19 protein-coding genes are annotated in these 17,276 nt (G+C 39.5%); 11 read left to right on the plus strand and 8 right to left on the minus strand.

The genetic code is table 11. The annotated features are described in order from the left end of the window. Positions 1-4: 4 nt before the first annotated feature. The 6 genes from QVH07_RS09860 to hrpB all read left to right on the plus strand — a co-directional run bounded on the left by QVH07_RS09860 (position 5) and on the right by hrpB (position 8,150). The gene (locus QVH07_RS09860) at positions 5-2,197 is read left to right on the plus strand and encodes a xanthine dehydrogenase family protein molybdopterin-binding subunit (protein WP_290000023.1); all 2,193 of its coding nucleotides are present in this window, start codon (positions 5-7) and stop codon (positions 2,195-2,197) included. 21 nt (positions 2,198-2,218) lie between these two features. After that, complete coding sequence (locus tag QVH07_RS09865; protein WP_290000025.1) at positions 2,219-2,539, plus strand: hypothetical protein; 321 nt, start codon at positions 2,219-2,221, stop codon at positions 2,537-2,539. Between the two features lie 69 nt (positions 2,540-2,608). Then, positions 2,609-3,745: an MBL fold metallo-hydrolase gene (locus tag QVH07_RS09870; protein ID WP_290000026.1), complete on the plus strand. Its 1,137-nt coding sequence runs from the start codon at positions 2,609-2,611 to the stop codon at positions 3,743-3,745. A gap of 94 nt (positions 3,746-3,839) precedes the next feature. After that, the gene (locus QVH07_RS09875) at positions 3,840-4,988 is read left to right on the plus strand and encodes a Gfo/Idh/MocA family protein (protein ID WP_290000028.1); all 1,149 of its coding nucleotides are present in this window, start codon (positions 3,840-3,842) and stop codon (positions 4,986-4,988) included. Positions 4,989-5,066: 78 nt separating this feature from the next. Further along, on the plus strand, positions 5,067-5,573 hold the full coding sequence (locus tag QVH07_RS09880; protein ID WP_435367060.1) for a DUF2911 domain-containing protein: 507 nt from the start codon (positions 5,067-5,069) through the stop codon (positions 5,571-5,573). An 81-nt stretch (positions 5,574-5,654) separates the two neighbouring features. After that, positions 5,655-8,150: an ATP-dependent helicase HrpB gene (gene hrpB / locus QVH07_RS09885; protein WP_290000030.1), complete on the plus strand. Its 2,496-nt coding sequence runs from the start codon at positions 5,655-5,657 to the stop codon at positions 8,148-8,150. Here hrpB and QVH07_RS09890 read toward each other — a convergent pair. Both QVH07_RS09890 and QVH07_RS09895 read right to left on the minus strand, forming a co-directional pair. Continuing rightward, a complete protein-coding gene (locus tag QVH07_RS09890; protein WP_290000033.1) occupies positions 8,147-8,773 on the minus strand; it encodes a hypothetical protein in 627 nt (208 codons plus the stop codon). The genes hrpB and QVH07_RS09890 overlap by 4 nt on opposite strands. Positions 8,774-8,809: 36 nt before the next feature. Beyond that, entirely contained in the window at positions 8,810-9,334 is a 525-nt protein-coding gene (locus QVH07_RS09895) for a HEAT repeat domain-containing protein (protein ID WP_290000035.1), read from the minus strand. 45 nt (positions 9,335-9,379) lie between these two features. Between QVH07_RS09895 and QVH07_RS09900 the strand changes: the two genes are divergently transcribed. Then, entirely contained in the window at positions 9,380-10,084 is a 705-nt protein-coding gene (locus QVH07_RS09900) for a hypothetical protein (protein ID WP_290000036.1), read from the plus strand. Between the two features lie 55 nt (positions 10,085-10,139). Here QVH07_RS09900 and QVH07_RS09905 read toward each other — a convergent pair whose 3' ends face one another. The 3 genes from QVH07_RS09905 to QVH07_RS09915 form a co-directional block, all read right to left on the minus strand. Then, positions 10,140-10,526: a TM2 domain-containing protein gene (locus QVH07_RS09905; RefSeq protein WP_290000037.1), complete on the minus strand. Its 387-nt coding sequence runs from the start codon at positions 10,524-10,526 to the stop codon at positions 10,140-10,142. Further along, positions 10,519-10,824, minus strand: a complete 306-nt coding sequence (locus QVH07_RS09910; RefSeq protein WP_290000039.1) for a DUF2752 domain-containing protein — start codon at positions 10,822-10,824, stop codon at positions 10,519-10,521. Before QVH07_RS09910 ends, QVH07_RS09905 begins: the two co-directional genes overlap by 8 nt. A gap of 109 nt (positions 10,825-10,933) precedes the next feature. After that, positions 10,934-12,016 carry an oxygenase MpaB family protein gene (locus tag QVH07_RS09915; protein ID WP_290000041.1) on the minus strand — a complete coding sequence of 361 codons (1,083 nt, stop codon included), beginning with the start codon at positions 12,014-12,016 and terminating at the stop codon, positions 10,934-10,936. A gap of 49 nt (positions 12,017-12,065) precedes the next feature. Here QVH07_RS09915 and QVH07_RS09920 point away from each other — a divergent pair, with 49 nt between their 5' ends. Together QVH07_RS09920 and QVH07_RS09925 are read left to right on the plus strand one after the other, a co-directional pair. Then, positions 12,066-12,992 carry a TolB-like translocation protein gene (locus QVH07_RS09920; RefSeq protein ID WP_290000042.1) on the plus strand — a complete coding sequence of 309 codons (927 nt, stop codon included), beginning with the start codon at positions 12,066-12,068 and terminating at the stop codon, positions 12,990-12,992. Position 12,993: 1 nt separating this feature from the next. Further along, positions 12,994-13,905: an SMP-30/gluconolactonase/LRE family protein gene (locus tag QVH07_RS09925; RefSeq protein ID WP_290000043.1), complete on the plus strand. Its 912-nt coding sequence runs from the start codon at positions 12,994-12,996 to the stop codon at positions 13,903-13,905. Positions 13,906-13,917: 12 nt separating this feature from the next. On the opposite strand, the gene QVH07_RS09930 is transcribed toward QVH07_RS09925, so the two are convergent. Beyond that, positions 13,918-14,760 carry a hypothetical protein gene (locus tag QVH07_RS09930; RefSeq protein ID WP_290000044.1) on the minus strand — a complete coding sequence of 281 codons (843 nt, stop codon included), beginning with the start codon at positions 14,758-14,760 and terminating at the stop codon, positions 13,918-13,920. Between the two features lie 104 nt (positions 14,761-14,864). Between QVH07_RS09930 and QVH07_RS09935 the strand changes: the two genes are divergently transcribed. Continuing rightward, positions 14,865-15,443 (plus strand): hypothetical protein, encoded by a 579-nt coding sequence (locus QVH07_RS09935; RefSeq protein WP_290000045.1) that lies wholly within the window; start codon positions 14,865-14,867, stop codon positions 15,441-15,443. Positions 15,444-15,466: 23 nt separating this feature from the next. On the opposite strand, the gene QVH07_RS09940 is transcribed toward QVH07_RS09935, so the two are convergent. Both QVH07_RS09940 and QVH07_RS09945 read right to left on the minus strand, forming a co-directional pair. Next, positions 15,467-16,108: a DsbA family oxidoreductase gene (locus tag QVH07_RS09940; RefSeq protein ID WP_290000046.1), complete on the minus strand. Its 642-nt coding sequence runs from the start codon at positions 16,106-16,108 to the stop codon at positions 15,467-15,469. Between the two features lie 46 nt (positions 16,109-16,154). Next, positions 16,155-16,301, minus strand: a complete 147-nt coding sequence (locus QVH07_RS09945; protein WP_290000047.1) for a hypothetical protein — start codon at positions 16,299-16,301, stop codon at positions 16,155-16,157. A 301-nt stretch (positions 16,302-16,602) separates the two neighbouring features. Between QVH07_RS09945 and QVH07_RS09950 the strand changes: the two genes are divergently transcribed. After that, positions 16,603-17,274 (plus strand): GNAT family N-acetyltransferase, encoded by a 672-nt coding sequence (locus tag QVH07_RS09950; protein ID WP_290000048.1) that lies wholly within the window; start codon positions 16,603-16,605, stop codon positions 17,272-17,274. Positions 17,275-17,276: the final 2 nt, after the last annotated feature.

Raw genomic sequence — 17,276 nt, forward strand, 5'->3', positions numbered from 1 at the left:
GATCATGAAACTTAACAAAGGAATGAACAGAAGAAATTTTCTGAAAGTCTCAGCCGCGAGTGGAACCGGTCTTGTAATTGGTTTTAATTGGTTGGCTGGCTGCACACCCACTAACCCTGAAATGTCAGTTCCAAAAAGCTGGACAGATATAAATGCATACATCAAAGTTGCTGATAATGGATTGGTTACCATTTTTTCACCGAATCCTGAAATAGGCCAAAATATTAAAACTGCTATGCCTTTAATCGTGGCCGAGGAGCTTGATGTGGATTGGAAAAAAGTAATCGTTGAACAGGCTGACCTGAACACGATCAAATATAATCGCCAGGTAGCAGGTGGCAGCCAGTCCATCAGAGCTAGTTGGGACGGCTTAAGGCAAGCTGGTGCCACGGCTAAGCATATGCTTAGACAGGCTGCAGCGAATCAATGGAAAATAGATATTTCTGAAGTAAATACAGAAGGCGGTGAATTAATCAACGCTAAAACTGGTGATAAACTCGATTACGGAGATGTGGCTGTAGCGGCTGCCTCCCTTCCTATTCCTGAAGATGTGAAATTGAAGGATGTAAAAGACTTCAAACTGATCGGAACACATGTGAAAAATGTAGATGGAGAGAAAATCATCACAGGTCAACCACTTTTCGGAATCGATTACAATCGCGAAGGCCAAGTAATTGCCATGCTTATTCACGCACCAGCCTTTGGAATGAAGCTGAAGTCCTATGATGCAGAAGCTGCCAAAGCCATGCCTGGCGTAGATGATGTTTTTGTGGTTGATACCAGTTTAGAGGAACCTCAATGGTCCGACGTTAATGCTTTTAATGAGCTTATTGTGATCACTGGACAAACAACTTGGCAGGTGATGAAGGCAAAGAAAGCAGTAAACGCTGAATGGGAAGCTGTAACTCCCTTGGAGAATAGTGACGAGCACTTTGCAAAGCTTTTAGATGGAGTCGAAAGACAAAAAGGTAGGGTACTAAGAGAAGATGGAAATATTGATGCAGCTTTGCAGGGCGCAGCAAAAGTAGTGGAAAAAACCTACACTGCTCCTTTTTTGGCTCACAACACAATGGAGCCAATGAATTTCTTCGCTCATGTAACTCCGGACAAAGCTGAGCTCGTAGGACCTATTCAAACACCGGAATCACTTCGTGGAACTATCATGAAGGTTTTAGGGATGAATGAAGATCAAGTCACCATTGCTATGACTCGCATGGGAGGAGGCTTTGGCCGAAGGCTTTATGGAAATTTTGGACTGGAGGCAACATTGATTTCGAAGAAAGTAGGCAAGCCTGTGAAACTGATTTATACCCGTGAGGATGATATGACTCAAGGAACTTATCGACCTGCTTACCGAGTGAAGTATACAGCAGGATTAGATGAGAATAATAATCTGGTTGCCTTCAAGGCAAAAGCTGCTGGAATTCCTGGAAGCCCTCTTTTCCCTGATAGATTCCCAGCAGGAACGGTGGATAATTATAAAGGAGAAGGAGTCAATATCGATACGAATATTTCTACTGGTGCATGGAGAGCACCACGATCAAATTTCATAGCGGGAGCCGAGCAGTCATTCATCGATGAGGTAGCTGAAGCCTCTGGCAAAGATCCAATCGATTTCAGGCTTGAGCTATTCGATAGGGCAATAAACAACCCCGTTGGAGAAAACAACGATTACGATGCTGCAAGATATGCTGGAGTGCTCAAACTGGTGAAAGAAAAAGCCAATTGGGGACAAGACATGCCAGGTGTATCTAGGGGTGTTGCCGCTTATTATTGTCACAATTCGTACGTTGCCCAAGTTGTAGATGTGGTTATGAAAAATAATGAACCAGTGGTTCAAAAGGTTTGGTGTGCGGTCGATTGTGGTATCGTTGTAAATAAGGAAGGTGCAATCAATCAGATTGAAGGTGGTATAATTGATGGGATTGGACATGCCATGTATAGCCAACTTACCTTTAAGGATGGTAAACCGGAGCAGGAGAATTTCCACCAATATGATTTAATCCGTAATGTTCAGACCCCGGAGATAGAAGCATTCTTTGTTGAAAATGATATCCATCCAACGGGCTTAGGAGAACCCTCTCTCCCACCTGTGATTGGTGCTTTAGCCAATGCCCTTTATAAGGCCACTGGAACAAGGTTTTACAACCAACCTTTCACAAAGGCTAAACAAGCAGATGAAATTTTGGTAGGATAGCCATTTGGCTATCCTTTTTTTATGCAGCATCATTGGAACTTCAAGAATTTCAGACGCGCTGATCTAGAAAACTTAAAGAGCTTTTTAGAAGAGAAAATCGGTGAACTGGAAACCTTCTTGTCTTATTACTATAGAGGAGAGGGAGCGACTGTAGAAAATCTATCCATTACTTCCATCAAAGCGCCAGGAACTGAAGAAAAAGGTCTTCTCAATGTTAACTTCAAGGTAGCTTATTTTAACCTTTGCTGGAATATCGATGACCATGACTCGGATAAAATGAATATTGACATTTATTTTGACGAGAAAGGTGAAGCCTTGAAACTTATTGGTCCCGACTGGTGATTAGACAGCAGTTAATAATTTACCGTTCTAGTGAATTTCTTAAGAAATACTTAGTGCTTACTTTATCTCATGTTTAAATCAGTCCTGATTCTCCTCAAATACATTATGGGCACCATCATCTCGCTAGCTCTTCTGATTATTATTCTCGGATACCTATTTATTTCTCTGAGTCCGCAGTTTGGAGGAAGTCCCACAAAAGAAGATAAAGCTGAATATGGAAAGCTTTCATACTATGAGGAGGGGAAGTTTTCAAACTTGATTTCCACGGACATGTCAATGGATTTCGTGAAGGGATTGAAATTACTTCCAGAATTTTTTAGAGATGCCCCTGAAAGAAAGCCTGATTTCGAAATTCCCGTGAACGAGGTTGATTCTCTTGACTTGGTAATGGCTTCTGCCAAAGACCGTCTTGTTTGGTTTGGTCATTCGGCCTTTTTACTCCAGCTGGATGGGAAAAACATCCTTATTGATCCTATGCTAGGCAAAGTTCCTTCCCCTATTCCGATATTAGGTAATCCTAGGTATAGCGAGCAGCTTCCTATTGAAATTGAGCAATTACCTGAAATCGATCTGATTATTATCTCCCATGATCATTATGACCACTTGGATTATGGAAGCATTTCAAAGCTAAAAGAGAAAACCAAAAAATATTTTGTTCCATTGGGTGTTGGAGCTCATTTTAAAAAATGGGGAATTCCGGATGAAAAAATTCATGAGTTCGAATGGTGGGAGGAAAAGGACTTTGAGCAAATTGAATTCATTTTCGCCCCTGCAAGACACTTTTCTGGAAGAGGCATAGGTGATAGGTTTGCTACCCTTTGGGGTTCCTGGATTATCCAGAATAAAACCCGTAAACTTTACTTCTCAGGAGATGGAGGATATGGTCCACATTTCAAAGAAATAGGTGATAAATACGGGCCTTTTGACTTTGCTATGCTGGAATGCGGTCAGTACAATGAGCGCTGGAAGGATATTCACATGTCGCCGGAGGAGACTGCTATGGCTGGATTGGATCTGGAAGCCAAAGTAGGAATGCCCATTCATTGGGGTGCATTTACTTTAGCCCTTCATAGCTGGACGGACCCTGTGGTCAGGGTTTCTAAAAAGGCTGAAGAACTGGGTTTACCATTATCAATACCAGAAATTGGGGAATTCATTTATCTCGATAATATCGATACTCGAAATAATCCTTGGTGGGAGAATTAAAATTTTTAGGGCAATACTTCATTTTTCAGTTCTGATTTTGTCCATCAAATTCCCTATTTTAAGCCTTCATTTTTAACCAAAAACCTAAAATAACATGTCTCAAACCATTAATGCTGCCATTGTAGGAACCGGATTCATTGGGCCTGCTCACTTGGAAGCACTGAGAAGATTGCCCAATATCCTGGTCACGGCCTTAGTAGAGGTTAACCAGGAAGTTGCTGATCAAAAAGCAAAAGAACTTGGAATCCCAAATGCTTACACCTTTGAAGCCATGCTTGAGGATGACAGTATAGATGTGGTTCATATCTGTACTCCAAACTTTCTTCATTTTCCTCAAACTAAAGCCTGTCTTTTGGCGGGTAAGCATGTGATTTGTGAAAAGCCATTGGCGGTTTCAACTGAGGAGGCCAAAGAACTAGTAGATCTGGCAAAAGAAAAAGGTCTTGTGAATGCAGTTCACTTCAATCTAAGATACTATCCCATGGTACGTCAAATGCGAACCATGAGGCTGAAAGGAGAGCTTGGTGAAGTTTATGCTGTGATGGGATCATATTTACAGGATTGGCTATTTCACAAAACAGATTATAATTGGAGACTTGAACCTGATCAGTCAGGTGACTCCAGAGCCATTGCTGATATAGGTTCACACCTTTTAGATATGACTGAATACATTACAGGTCTGAAGGTAACTGATGTGATGGCCAACTTCTCCACTGTCCATAAGACCAGACTAAAACCATTAAAGGCCATAGAGACTTTTTCAGGAAAAGCTCTTGATCCATCTGACTATAAAGAATATCCGGTGACCTCAGAGGATTATGCTACAGTCTTATTAAAATTTGACAATGGAAATACCGGTTCCATCACGGTAAGTCAGGTCAATGCGGGTAGGAAGAATCGTTTAAATATCGAAATCGCTGGATCTAAAGCAAATTTCGAATTCAATACTGAAAGACCAAATGAACTTTGGATAGGAAATAGGGACTCAGCAAATGCTGTTCTTATGAAAGATCCAGGACTTTTGGATCAGGAGGCTACTGCATTAGTGAGCTTTCCCGGAGGTCATCAAGAGGGTTTCCCAGATACTTCAAAACAACTCTTTAAAGAAGTGTATGCTGCAGTTAGAGAGGGATCACAGCCAAAGGATCCACTATTCCCCACCTTTGAAAGTGGCTTAAGGGAATTGATCATTGGGGATAGAATAGTAGAGAGTAATAAAAAGCAAGCTTGGGTCGCGGTCTAAACATATCCTTGTTTGCTAATTGGAAGAATTAACTCATATTTATCTATAATTTTAAAACAACCACAAATACTATTCATCATGAACTTAAAAAAGTTACTATTCACATTTGCCATAATGGGATGCTTTGCTGTTTCAGCTTTGGCACAAGAAAAAGCTAGTCCTGCTATGACTGCAGAAGGAACTGTAGGAAGTGCTGAGATTACAATCAACTACTCCTCTCCTGCCGTAAAAGGCAGAATGATTTGGGGAGATTTGGTACCACTTGGCCAGGTTTGGAGAGCAGGTGCAAATGAAGCCACTAAATTCACTACTTCAGAGGACATTATGGTGGAAGGACAAAAGTTACCAGCTGGTACTTACTCTTTCTTCATCATTCCTAATGAGTATGAATCCACTCTGATTTTCAATTCTGAAGCTGAACAGTGGGGAGCCTTCAATTACGACTCTTCAAAAGATGTGCTCAGAGTAAATGTACCTTCTCAGCAGACTTCTACCATGGAAGAAAGACTTGTGTATGAGGTGAAGGATGATAGCTTCGAAATCCGATGGGAGTACGGCAAGGCTTCTGCGAAACTGTCTAACTGAAATAATTAAATTTGACCAAAAGCCGTAGGTTTTCGACTTACGGCTTTTTTTATATGCTGCCACCAGTCAATATTTGTAACTATGTCATTTTTCAAGTCATTTGATCTATCATCTTTTGATTTACCTGCTTCAGAAATCGTTCAGGAGCTTAAAGAAGTTCTTGAAAAAGACAACACGGCTATAGTAAAAGCTCCTCCAGGTGCTGGAAAAAGCACCCTTATACCAATCGTTTTGGCAAATGAATCTTGGCTAAAAGGAAAAAAGATTCTTATGCTTGAGCCAAGAAGATTGGCTGCAAAAAGTATTGCCAGCAGAATGGCAGAGATGACCGGAACTCAAGTGGGGAAAGAAGTCGGATACCGAATAAGATTTGATCAAAAAGCCACAGATGAAACCAAAATAGAGGTTATTACAGAGGGTATTCTAACCAGAATGATTCATTCTGACAATGCCCTCGAAAATGTAGGGCTTTTGATATTTGATGAATTTCATGAGCGCAATCTGCATTCTGAAGTTGGCCTGGCTCTGAGTAGGGAAATTCAGGAAATTCTCAGACCGGATTTAAGGATTCTTCTGATGTCCGCCACTATTGACACCCGCTCACTATCGCAGATGTTGAGTGCCAAAGTGATTGAAAGTAAAGGACGACAGTTTCCAGTAGAAATTGACTATTTAGGTGAAATTGATAGCTATGATCTGGGAGGAGACACCGCACGACAGGTGAGTAAAATTGTCAAAACTACCCAAGGTGACGTACTCGTTTTTTTGCCCGGACAGGGCGAAATAAAAAAAGCTGAAAAGCAATTAAAAGCCAGTTTACCGGATTTTAATATTTGTCCTCTTTATGGTTCACTTCCCTTTTCTGCCCAGCAAAAGGCAATACTACCCGATACAAATGGAAAGCGTAAAATTGTACTTTCTACTGATATTGCAGAGACCTCACTCACTATCGAGGGAGTACGGGTTGTGGTAGATTCGGGTTATTCGAAGACTTCGAAATTTGATCCTAAAACGGGATTATCTCGCCTGGTTCTTCAAAGGATTTCCCAGGATTCAGCTGATCAAAGATCTGGTAGAGCAGGTCGGTTAGAATCAGGAAAGGCATTTAGGCTTTGGACGAAAGCAACTCATGCAAATCTTCAAGAATTCAGAACACCTGAATTACTCGAGGCCGATCTTACCCCAATGGTCTTAGATATGGTTTCCTGGGGTAAGGAAGATATTTTCGACATGTCCTGGTTAGATTTACCACCTAAGCCCAATATCTATTCGGCCTACTCCACCCTAGAAGATTTAGGAGCAATATCTGACAATAAATTAACTGAACATGGAAAAGAAATTCAGAAGCTTCCATGTCATCCAAGGATCGCCCATCTACTGCTGGAAGCAAAGAAAATTGATGAGCTTCCATTGGCTACGGATCTAGCGGCATTATTGGAGGAAAGAGATCCACTTGGACCTGAGGCTGGTGTAGATATAAACCTGAGGATTGAAGCTTTGAGAAGATGGAGAAAGGAAGGTGTAGGTTCCAGCAGACTAAAGCGGATAGATCAGGTGGCAAATATCTACAGGCAAATGATGAGTACTGATGTTGAAAACTCTATTGTGGATTCATTTCAAACGGGTCTTCTTTTAGCCCATGCATTTCCTGAAAGAATTGCATCAGCCCGAAGAGGTAATAATGCCCAATTCCAGCTTGCTAATGGAAATATAGCCCAGATGAGCTATAAGGATGATTTAGCAGATGATTCATGGCTAGCCGTAGCTCATGTGGATGCAAGGGATGGTATGGGAAAGATTTGGCTGGCTTCTCCAGTTGATCCCAAGGATTTAAAGCCACTTCTCAAAATGAAGGAGGTAATCAAATGGGATAGAAAAGACGGCGGCTTAATCGCAGAAACGGAGATCAGAATTGGAGCAATTATTCTAGGCAAAAGGCCCATTAAAGACATTGATCAAAAGCAGATAAAAAAAGTAATCCTTGAGGCTTTGCCTTCGGAAGGTAAGTTTATACTGAACTGGGATGAGAGCTCTATTCAATTACTCAACAGAACCCAATCTTTAAAACTTTGGAACCCAGATGAGACTTGGCCAGATTGGTCACAGGAAGCACTTTTAAATGACCCTTCCATTTGGCTGGAAAGCTATTTGAATGAGGTCAAGAATGAAAATGATCTTTTTGATTTAAACCTGGAGGAAATTCTTTTTCATACTTTGGACTACCCATTACAGAAAAAGCTTAGTGAATTAGCTCCAAGTCATTTGGAAGTCCCTAGCTCAAGCCGAATTATGCTAAGATACCATGCGGATGGATCCTCTCCTCTGCTATCAGTTAGGCTGCAGGAAATTTTTGGTATGACTGAAACACCAAGTGTAAATAATGGGAAGGAGAAAATACTTGTAGAGCTTTTATCACCAGGTTTTAAACCTGTGCAGCTTACAAAGGACCTTGAATCGTTTTGGGCTTCAGGCTACTTTGAGGTACGAAAGGAGCTAAAAAGAAGATATCCAAAACATGAATGGCCAGAGGATCCTCTAAATGCTACTGCGGTAAGGGGAGTAAAAAGAAAACGCTAAAGGGAGAATTCCTCGTCCAAATAATTTAAAAACTTCAAATAAGATGCGATAGTGAAGGGAGTCGTACTGCTTTTTTGAACCATGCTCAAATAAGTTTGCCGAAGCTGGGGATAATCTTCCGGTTTGTAAATTTTACTCAAAGCTGTTCCACGGAAAGCATTATAAATGAAGTTTTGAGTCTTAAATTTTTTATCCTTTCGCGTGGCAAAAGCGGCTTCAAGATTCACCGGGTCACTCATCTCATCTAGCCAATTAAAACCATAACTCACAAAAAATTTCTCAACGTTCATGAGAGTACTAGACAAGCTTGCGGAATTTTCAATGAAAAAACGCTTTGGGAGTTCTCTACCTATTTTGTCTAATGTTTGCACCAAAGTGACAGAATTATCAGACTGACCTTGTAAAGAAGGTAAAAATTGATGGATCAAATATTCCACTTGATCTATTCTGATACCCAGATTATACTCAAGATAGGCACCATCTGGATAAGGCTGAAAATGAATAAAGATTAATTGAGTACCCTGATAAAAGGACTTTTTAAAAACATTTTGGGCAGGGTCAAGTGAGAATCCAAAATCTTGGAAAAAACTACTTTGCCTCCGCAATAAGTCCTCCTGATGCATATCATTATAACAGTAAAAAATTGTATTTGTTGCATATTAGTCAAAAAATAAATCCTTGATTTCCTGTAACATAGGCTCTACAAATCTTTTTTTGATTTCTACACTTCCCTCATCCTCGGGATTGTGTAAATAATGCTTCCAATGCTTTTCGGCCTTCCGGATAGTTCTGGGACTTATGTCAAATTCTACTTCATTTAAGTAAGTCTCTGCAAGCTGAGAAGCCTTAAAGTTTCCAAAGAGGTAAATTCTAAGAATATCAACGAATTTATCTTCAAGCTCATATCTCTCTAAAATCTGAGTGAAAGCTCCTTGAATACTCTTATTCTTTTTATCAAAAATTGCATCGATAGTAGCATTGAGCCCTGCCTGAGAATAGTTGCTTTGTGACATGGCCCTTGATGCCAAGTAACCCTTTTCCCAGTCATCCCCTTTAATCAAATCGATCATGGCCTGAGCAGATTCCTCGGTAAGAATTTCTCCTAATTGATCAGCAAATCTGTAGGCCTCCTTCTCTTCAGGGTGAATCATTCGGTTTAATAGGAACTGAGTTTTCTCATCCATGGCTTTTAGTCTATTTTTAGCAAATATATCGGTTTAAAATCTGGAATGGTAAGAACTGGCAACCTCAGAAAAATATTCAGAAATCAGTTTGATGAAATCATGAACTTCGCCAAAGAAGAAAACTTTGACGTAAATTTTGATTACAAGAGGCACCATTTTGAAATTATTTCTGACCAACAATCCATTGCTAAAATTTTTCTCCCCATTGACCAGACAGTTGGTCAAAACTATTCTTTGAAGGAAAAAGAAGACTTTTTTTTACCCATTTGCGTGATAAAGGCCGGACAGGCTTTTTTATGTCTTTTTCATAACTCAGAACTTATCGACCATAAGGTTTTTAGAGCATACATGGTCAGGAAAAAGCAGGGAAAAAGCCAGGTCAAACATCTAAAAACCAAAGGAAAGTCAAGGCTGGGATCCAGAATCCGTCTTTCTGAAACAGAGAGATTCTTTTTAGAAATTAATAAGAGGCTTAATTCGTATAATGAACATCCTATCGAGCGCTGGGCCCTAAGCTGCTCCAAAACCTTATTCCCTTTACTTTTCGATTCAGAAATTCCTCCTCCATTTGATTCCAAATCAAAGAGTATTTACAAAATTCCATTTCATATTGCTGAAGCAAAATTTGAAATTTATGAAGAGCTATATAAGCAGCTATGCTCCTTTCATCTTTCGGTAAATGAAAACGCAAATGACATTTTTGAACCATTTATTGAAAAGAATCAAAAACTGGATTCAGATGATTGGTAAAAATAAAGGCCGATTGATTCAATCGGCCTTGTTGGTTTAGTTTGAGTGCTGGGTCTTAGCTCTCTGTCGTTGTGGTAGCTTCGTCATTCGGGAAGCTCATTTGAAGTAAATTGATGGTTTCATTTGCCACCCTGACATTATACTCATAAGCAAGACTCTTATAATTTACCAAGTCCACAATGGTACCGATAAAACAAAGTCCCACAGTCAGGAAGTATAAAATACCCAAACCTATCTGACCAAGTATGAATCGATGCAATCCGGCAAAACCGAAGAAACCGATCAAGGTCAGAATCAGAATCATCTGGGCATCCTTTCTTTTTGCCCGATAAACTTGAGCAAATAGCGAAGCCTGATCTTCACTCATCCCTTTCATAAGTCCCTGGACATATCCCAGTTCCATTCCTTCCAATTCCGGAAGATGTCTTAATACATTAGCCATAATTGTGTGTTTGTTTAAGGTTTTTAATTAGTTGCCAAATTCTAGAAAGGATTACCACATAAGCTAGCAAGCCTATTGGATGCATAGCCCAGGATTCTGCAAAGCGCCCTCTAGCCAGAAGGTTCATTGATCGTCCTAATCCACAACCCGGACACCATTCTATCCCCAGATTATCCAGCGGACACAATGAAAAGTGTGCACTAGAATCAGGGTCGATTAAAAGAATAGCGATAATGCTTGCCACCCAGAAAATCAATTCAATTGGTAATTGTCTGAGTCGTTGGATAATCCCGTTCATTGCTCTTTAAAATGCCAAAAGAATGCCATATGCCAAAAAATGCCTAAAAGCTGAAATTTAAGAGATTTTAATTATTTCTTGTTTGGTAAACGTACAAAAAACTGTTCGATTATGAACGCATAATTACAGGAAGACTCACTTGAAGGACAGTACCGAACTGCTCGATTTGATTCTTTTTGAACTCAGATTCTATTCCTTTGTAGCTTTTTCCAGCTCCAAAAGATCGTAGTCCCATGATCTTAAGGAAGAGCCCAAGGATATTTCCATCTATTGAAATCCTCTGTTTGATTCCTACAGCTTTGGAGGCCTCCTCCCCAATGAAAAATGAAATTATACTTTCTGCTTCTTTCGCTAGCAAAGGTTCAGGTATGGTCTCTTGATAAAAAGAAATGAGGGCCCTAGTGAGCCTCTCACCTGCCTCAGAAAATTTGAGATGTCTTTTACGAATAAGTTTCTCTAATTCAAATGATTCTTTAGGCGTTTCAGGCCAATAACCAATATTCAAACCAAGCAAATCACCAATCCAAGACCAATAATTTAGAATCTGTATTGTCTCAATTGGACTTGCTTCTTGGTTTAGCTTTCTCATCCCCCTCAGAACCATAAGGCTGAAGGCCAAATTTGTCCCGATTAAATCTTCTTGATTTATAGGCTCGCCTAAATCTTCATTCCAATCCTTTGAATGGATTTTTATGAAATATCTGCTAAAGGCGTGGACGAGTCTGACTTTAGCACAAACCAAATAGGCTTCACTATTCTCATAAAAAGCTCCAGACTTAAAAAGCGAAAGCAAAAATGAGCCAGTCTCTCCTAGCCTTTCACCGATATTTTCTATAATCCTTTTCGATCGAATTAAAACCTGAGCCCCATCTGCAAAAGCATAGCAGTATGGCAAAGAATAAAATCCGAGCATGGCAAGGTATAAGTCACCCTTTTGCGAAAAGAACTCCTGCCCTTTTTGAAGAGTCTCTAGTGGTGCTTTAGCCTCCTTGGCTTTAAAAAAATCAAAATAAGCGGCTACATCAGATGGAAGGTCTGAGGGATAAACTTCGGGAATCACTTGCCATGAATTGATCTGCTCACATAAATCAGGTCGGTTAACTAGTATGCCTGCTACAGGGTCGGCTAATACATCTTGACGCTTTCTCAAAGAATTCAGGTTGTCGTCTGTGTAAAGGCGAAGCTTATTCATTTCTTTGTAACCTTGAATTTGTAATTTGGTTGATAGATTTAAAAATTAAATGAAATACATCATTTGGCAAGCGAAAAAGGTTTTACCCAGTTCTTTTTCAGTTATCATTTTACTTACCGTATTATTTTCAACTTCGGCGTTTTCTCAAAGTGGTCCGGATTTATTTAGCATAAGTACCACTGGTAAAGGGAAAAACCTGGCGCTGGACTTACCATCTCTGGACCAACTTACCGATAGAAGGGAGTATGACTCTCAGCCAAACTTTATCAATGAATATCAAATGGTTTTTTCAGCGGCTGATGACACAGGAAACCATGATATTATCGTCTATAATTTTGAAAGCAAGAAATTTACTAACCTAAGTAAAACTGCTGATCGAGGTGAATTCTCTCCAACTATTACAGACTGTGGACAGTATATTTCGGCCGTAGTATTGGAAGAAGATGGCACTCAAAAGCTTTGGCTTTACCCAACCAATTTCGAACCTGCGGAGCTACTTTATGATGATATAGAGCCAGTTGGGTATTACGACTGGTACAATAATAAGGCGGCCATGTTCCTTCTTGGGGAACCCAATCAGCTCGTTTATGCCAATGGAAGGGATGATATTTGGACCTTGGATTCAAACATCGGTCGCTCCATTAAAACACGACCAATGTCTTCAGAAATCGGATATTTATCCGTAAATAATTCTAGAGAGGATAAGGAAGGGCAAGCTTTGGGGTTTATGTTATATGATTTAGAGAAAAGGGAAATGACACAAAGTTTTCATGGACTTCCAGGCTCTCAAGACTTTATTTGGCTAGATAAAAATACTATTTTAATGGCACTAGATAATGAGATTTTCCTGCGAAACATTAAGAAAGAAGATTGGATTTCCTTGGGTACCATTTCTTCAGCGACGCATCAAAATATAACTCGTATGGCTTACAGCCCAGATTTGGAATTATTGATTTTTGCAATGAACAGAAAATAAGATGATCAAAAAATTTACTTCAATTCTATCATTTTTGGCTCTGGTAGCCACACAGGTTTTTTCACAAGTAGAAGGAGCTAAAGGCATTGTCGCAAAGAATGCCGAGCTCGTGAAAGTGGCCGATGGCTTTTCCTTCACAGAGGGTCCCGCAGTAAATAGGATGGGCGACATTTTCTTCACAGACCAACCAAACGATAAAATTTATAAATGGGCTGCTGGACCGAATGAGGTTAGTTTATTCATGGAGAACACCGGCAGAGCAAATGGCCTTTACTTCAAACTGGACGGCACCTTAATAGCTGCGGCAGATGCAGATAATGAAATTTGGCAAATCAGCCGTACAGGAGAAAAAGAAAAAGTCCTGGTAAAATCCTTCAAGGGTGAGCCCCTTAATGGACCGAACGACGTTTGGGTAAAGCCGTCTGGAGGAATTTATTTTACTGACCCTTTATATGCCAGGCCATACTGGGAAAGATCAAAAGAAATGCTACAAGATGGACAACATGTCTATTTCCTATCCGATGACGGAGCGCAGCTATTTAGAGTGGATGAAACTCTCGAGAAGCCAAATGGCATAGTTGGAACTCCGGATAGCAAAACATTATATGTGGCAGATATTGGTGCTGGAAAAACTTATAAATACGACATACGGGAAGATGGATATTTGCTAAATAAAGAGCTTTTCTGTGAGATGGGATCTGACGGGATGACCCTAGATGAAAGAGGAAACCTCTATCTTACTGGAGATGGAGTGACCATTTTTAACAGAAAAGGCGAAAAAGTGGGTAAAATCAATGTGCCCTCCGACTGGACAGCTAATGTGGTCTTTGGTGCCTTAGATAGAAAAACCCTTTTCATCACTGCAAAAGACGCTGTTTATACCATTGAAATGAAGGTTCGGGGAGTTTGGTGATAAGAACTCAGTCTAATTGCAGTTACCACAATGTGCACACGAAGTTTTGATTTCGGACTCTAGTCCTATATTATAATTTCGAATTTCCTCATAAAAAGTCCTCGTGTCAGAACTATTTGAAAGCCTTGATTTCAGATTTGAAAGGAAGGTTGCATCCACGCATCCTACAGCTCTCACATGGTCAAGTGCATAATCGACAGTTTGAATCATCCAATCATTGGGATAGCCTTCATATGAACCAACTTCCAGGTTACTTACAAGCCTACCCAGTCCAAAAAGCGAATGACAATTCCCTGTACTCGCAGGTTGACTAGAACCGTTTTGACCGAAAACATAAACAATGGCGTCTTGAGCTATATTTATAGCAAAGGCTTGATAAGGAACCTGCTTATTGCCTGAAAATTCAAGGGTATAGGTATTTGATAATTGTGGCTCATCATAATAATCATAAATACCACCGTAAGGTTGCGAAGTTCCGGCCTCTCTGATATTCTCATTATAAACAAATCCCGGAAACCCCGGGACAGATAAAATATTATTTGCCCCACTAACTGACGCAATACGCCATTTGTATCCACAAGCACTATTACAGGGGTCGCATTTCAAGTTGACATTAAATGATTCGCCAGCCCGTATTTCATTTAAACTTTTCGAAAAGGTCCAAACGATGCTATAATTACTAAGGCATCCTGATCTATGATTATACTTAAAATCAGCTCTACCTCCATTTTCATCTGCACGATAGCTGACCAAAGTTTCTCCAGATGAATTTTGAACAATGTCATCTAAAAAAAAGGTTTGACCAAAAGTTATAAAAGGAAGTAACAAAAAAAACAGGACTAAAATCTTCTTCATGCTAATCGGTTTTTCGAAATAAAATATACTATATTTTCAATTTTATTCGTAATAAAATTTTGATTAAATTGAAAATACAACCGAAATCATAGTTATTCTTTCTCATGAGAAAACCTGTTTCAATCCTCTTTATCGCCATCATAATGCCTTTCCTCTCTGGATGCGATCTTCTGGAAGAATTGAGCGAAGTAGAAATCCCATTAACTTTTGACGGGGACATAGCCATTTTAAAAGAATCAGCAGTCAGTAACCCTAATGACAATATCACGGTTGAATCTCAAATAGGTTTTTATTCAATAGCTGGAGACCCGGAGGTCAAGGAATTACTAGATGAAGGTGCAGAAATCACAAAAGTAACCATCGATCGGGTGATTTATTCTTACAAGAATTTTGAGGGAGATGAGGAAGCATTTCTACTGGATGGGCAAATGATAATTCGAGAAGCACTCACATCAACCACAGAGGTTTACCCATTCGTCGATTCAGGTACTAGAATAGCGGATGCTGATTTCAGGAATGAATCTTTTCAATTACTGGGAAATTTCGCTCCAATTGAATCAGCCCTGGTAAATCCCGCTTCTGGATTAGGCATTTCCTATATCTGTGTAATTGACAGGAATCCAGTGAGCTTTGATATCGGTGTTACCGTGAATTTAACTGTAACAGTGAAAGCCGACATTTAAAAAAATTTAATCTGGAATACATTTTAACCTTGACTTTCTTCCCAGGCCTTTTTTAGGGATTCATCAAAAACCACATCAGGTTGAGCTCCTGATATCCCGTATTTTCTATTAATCACGAAAAACGGGACACCTTGAACACCTATTTCCCTGGATTCACGAAAATCATTTTCAATTTCAATTTGGAATAAAGAATTTTCGAGTACTTCTCGTACCTCCGAATCTTTTAAACCTACTTCCTCACCTAGTTTTACTAAAGTTTCTTCATCATCAATATTTAAGCCTTCTGTGAAGTAGGCCTTTAAAAGCCTTTCTTTCATTTCTGAACCCAATGATTTTGATTTGGCAAGATGAAGCAACCGATGAGAGTTAATGGAATTAGCCACTACGGTTTTATCTAAGTGATACTCTAGTCCTTCCTCGGCGGCCATCGTTGTTACTTGATTCGAAATCTGTTTTGTTTGCTCTAAGGTCCAACCTTTTGATTTCGCCAAATACTCTTGGGAGTTAATTTCTGGTTGGGTTCTGGCATTTGGATTCAGCATGAAACTTTTCCATTCAATTTCTACCGAGTCTTTGAATGGCATTTTAGCAATGGATTTCTCGAGCTTTCTTTTTCCTATGTAGCAGAATGGACAAACTACATCAGACCAGATTTCAATTTTCATAGTAAAATTAGTTATTTACTTCAAAGTCAAATTTCAATTCAAAAGTTCACCTTAATTTGAAAACAAAAGAATGCCCCTCCTGTGCAATGGAAATAGATGAAAAAGCAGAAATCTGTCCCATCTGCAAATATGAGTTTCCTAAAAGGTCTCCTTGGATTGCATGGGTAGCCATTCTCCTTGTAATTGTTTTCATTCTTACTTTTATTCTTTAAAAGGTTTAGTAAGTAAACTACTCATACCTTGAAATTTTCGTAATAATTCTTGCATTCCAATCACTAATCAATAAGATTTGTATTGTCAATCGATGAAAAAGGCAAACAACATAGCTGCATTTCCAAAAACACGTCCACTAAGACATGTTAGCTACATTGCTGTGTCCAGCCTTAGGAGATTTTTTAGGAGGGTCTGACCCTTTATTTTACTCTTGTTGATCTACGTGATTGACCTTACCCCGCTTTCTTTAAAATATCTCCCACGAAAATCTTTCGTGATTTATGAATACTCCTATATTTAAAATTTCAGTATGTGACTCTAGCCATGAAGGCTTTGCAAAGGCTATAACCAATGAAATGGCCGAATCTGCAAAAGCGAGAGGTACCGGAATTGCCAAACGTTCACCAGAATATATTGTCCAAAAAATTAGGGAAGGGAAGGCGATTATCGCCTTGACTGATGAAGGAGAATGGGCCGGGTTTTGTTACATTGAAGCCTGGAGCCATGGTAAATACGTGGCAAATTCAGGACTAATCGTAGCTCCACAGTTTCGAAAATTTGGTCTGGCAAAAAGAATAAAGAGAGAGGTTTTTCAACTTTCCCGGAAAAAATACCCAAACAGTAAAATTTTTGGTCTCACCACAGGACCTGCCGTAATGAAAATAAATTCAAGGCTAGGTTACGTTCCTGTGTCCTATTCTGATCTTACGGATGATGAACAGTTTTGGAACGGTTGCCAAAGTTGTGTGAATTATGAAATCCTAAAATCAAAAAATCGTGAAAATTGCATTTGCACGGCTATGCTTTTTGATCCTCATGCTAAGCCGGAGGACCTGGAAGACATTGCCCTAAGAGAAAATTTCAAAAATAAAGTCAGCTTATTTGGTCGATGGGTGAGATTGAAGAAATCAATGTTCCTAAAAATTAAAAAGTCAAATCTAAAAGTATTCTAAAA

This window comes from Algoriphagus sediminis (assembly GCF_030403435.1).
In the GTDB taxonomy this organism is placed as follows: domain Bacteria; phylum Bacteroidota; class Bacteroidia; order Cytophagales; family Cyclobacteriaceae; genus Algoriphagus; species Algoriphagus sediminis.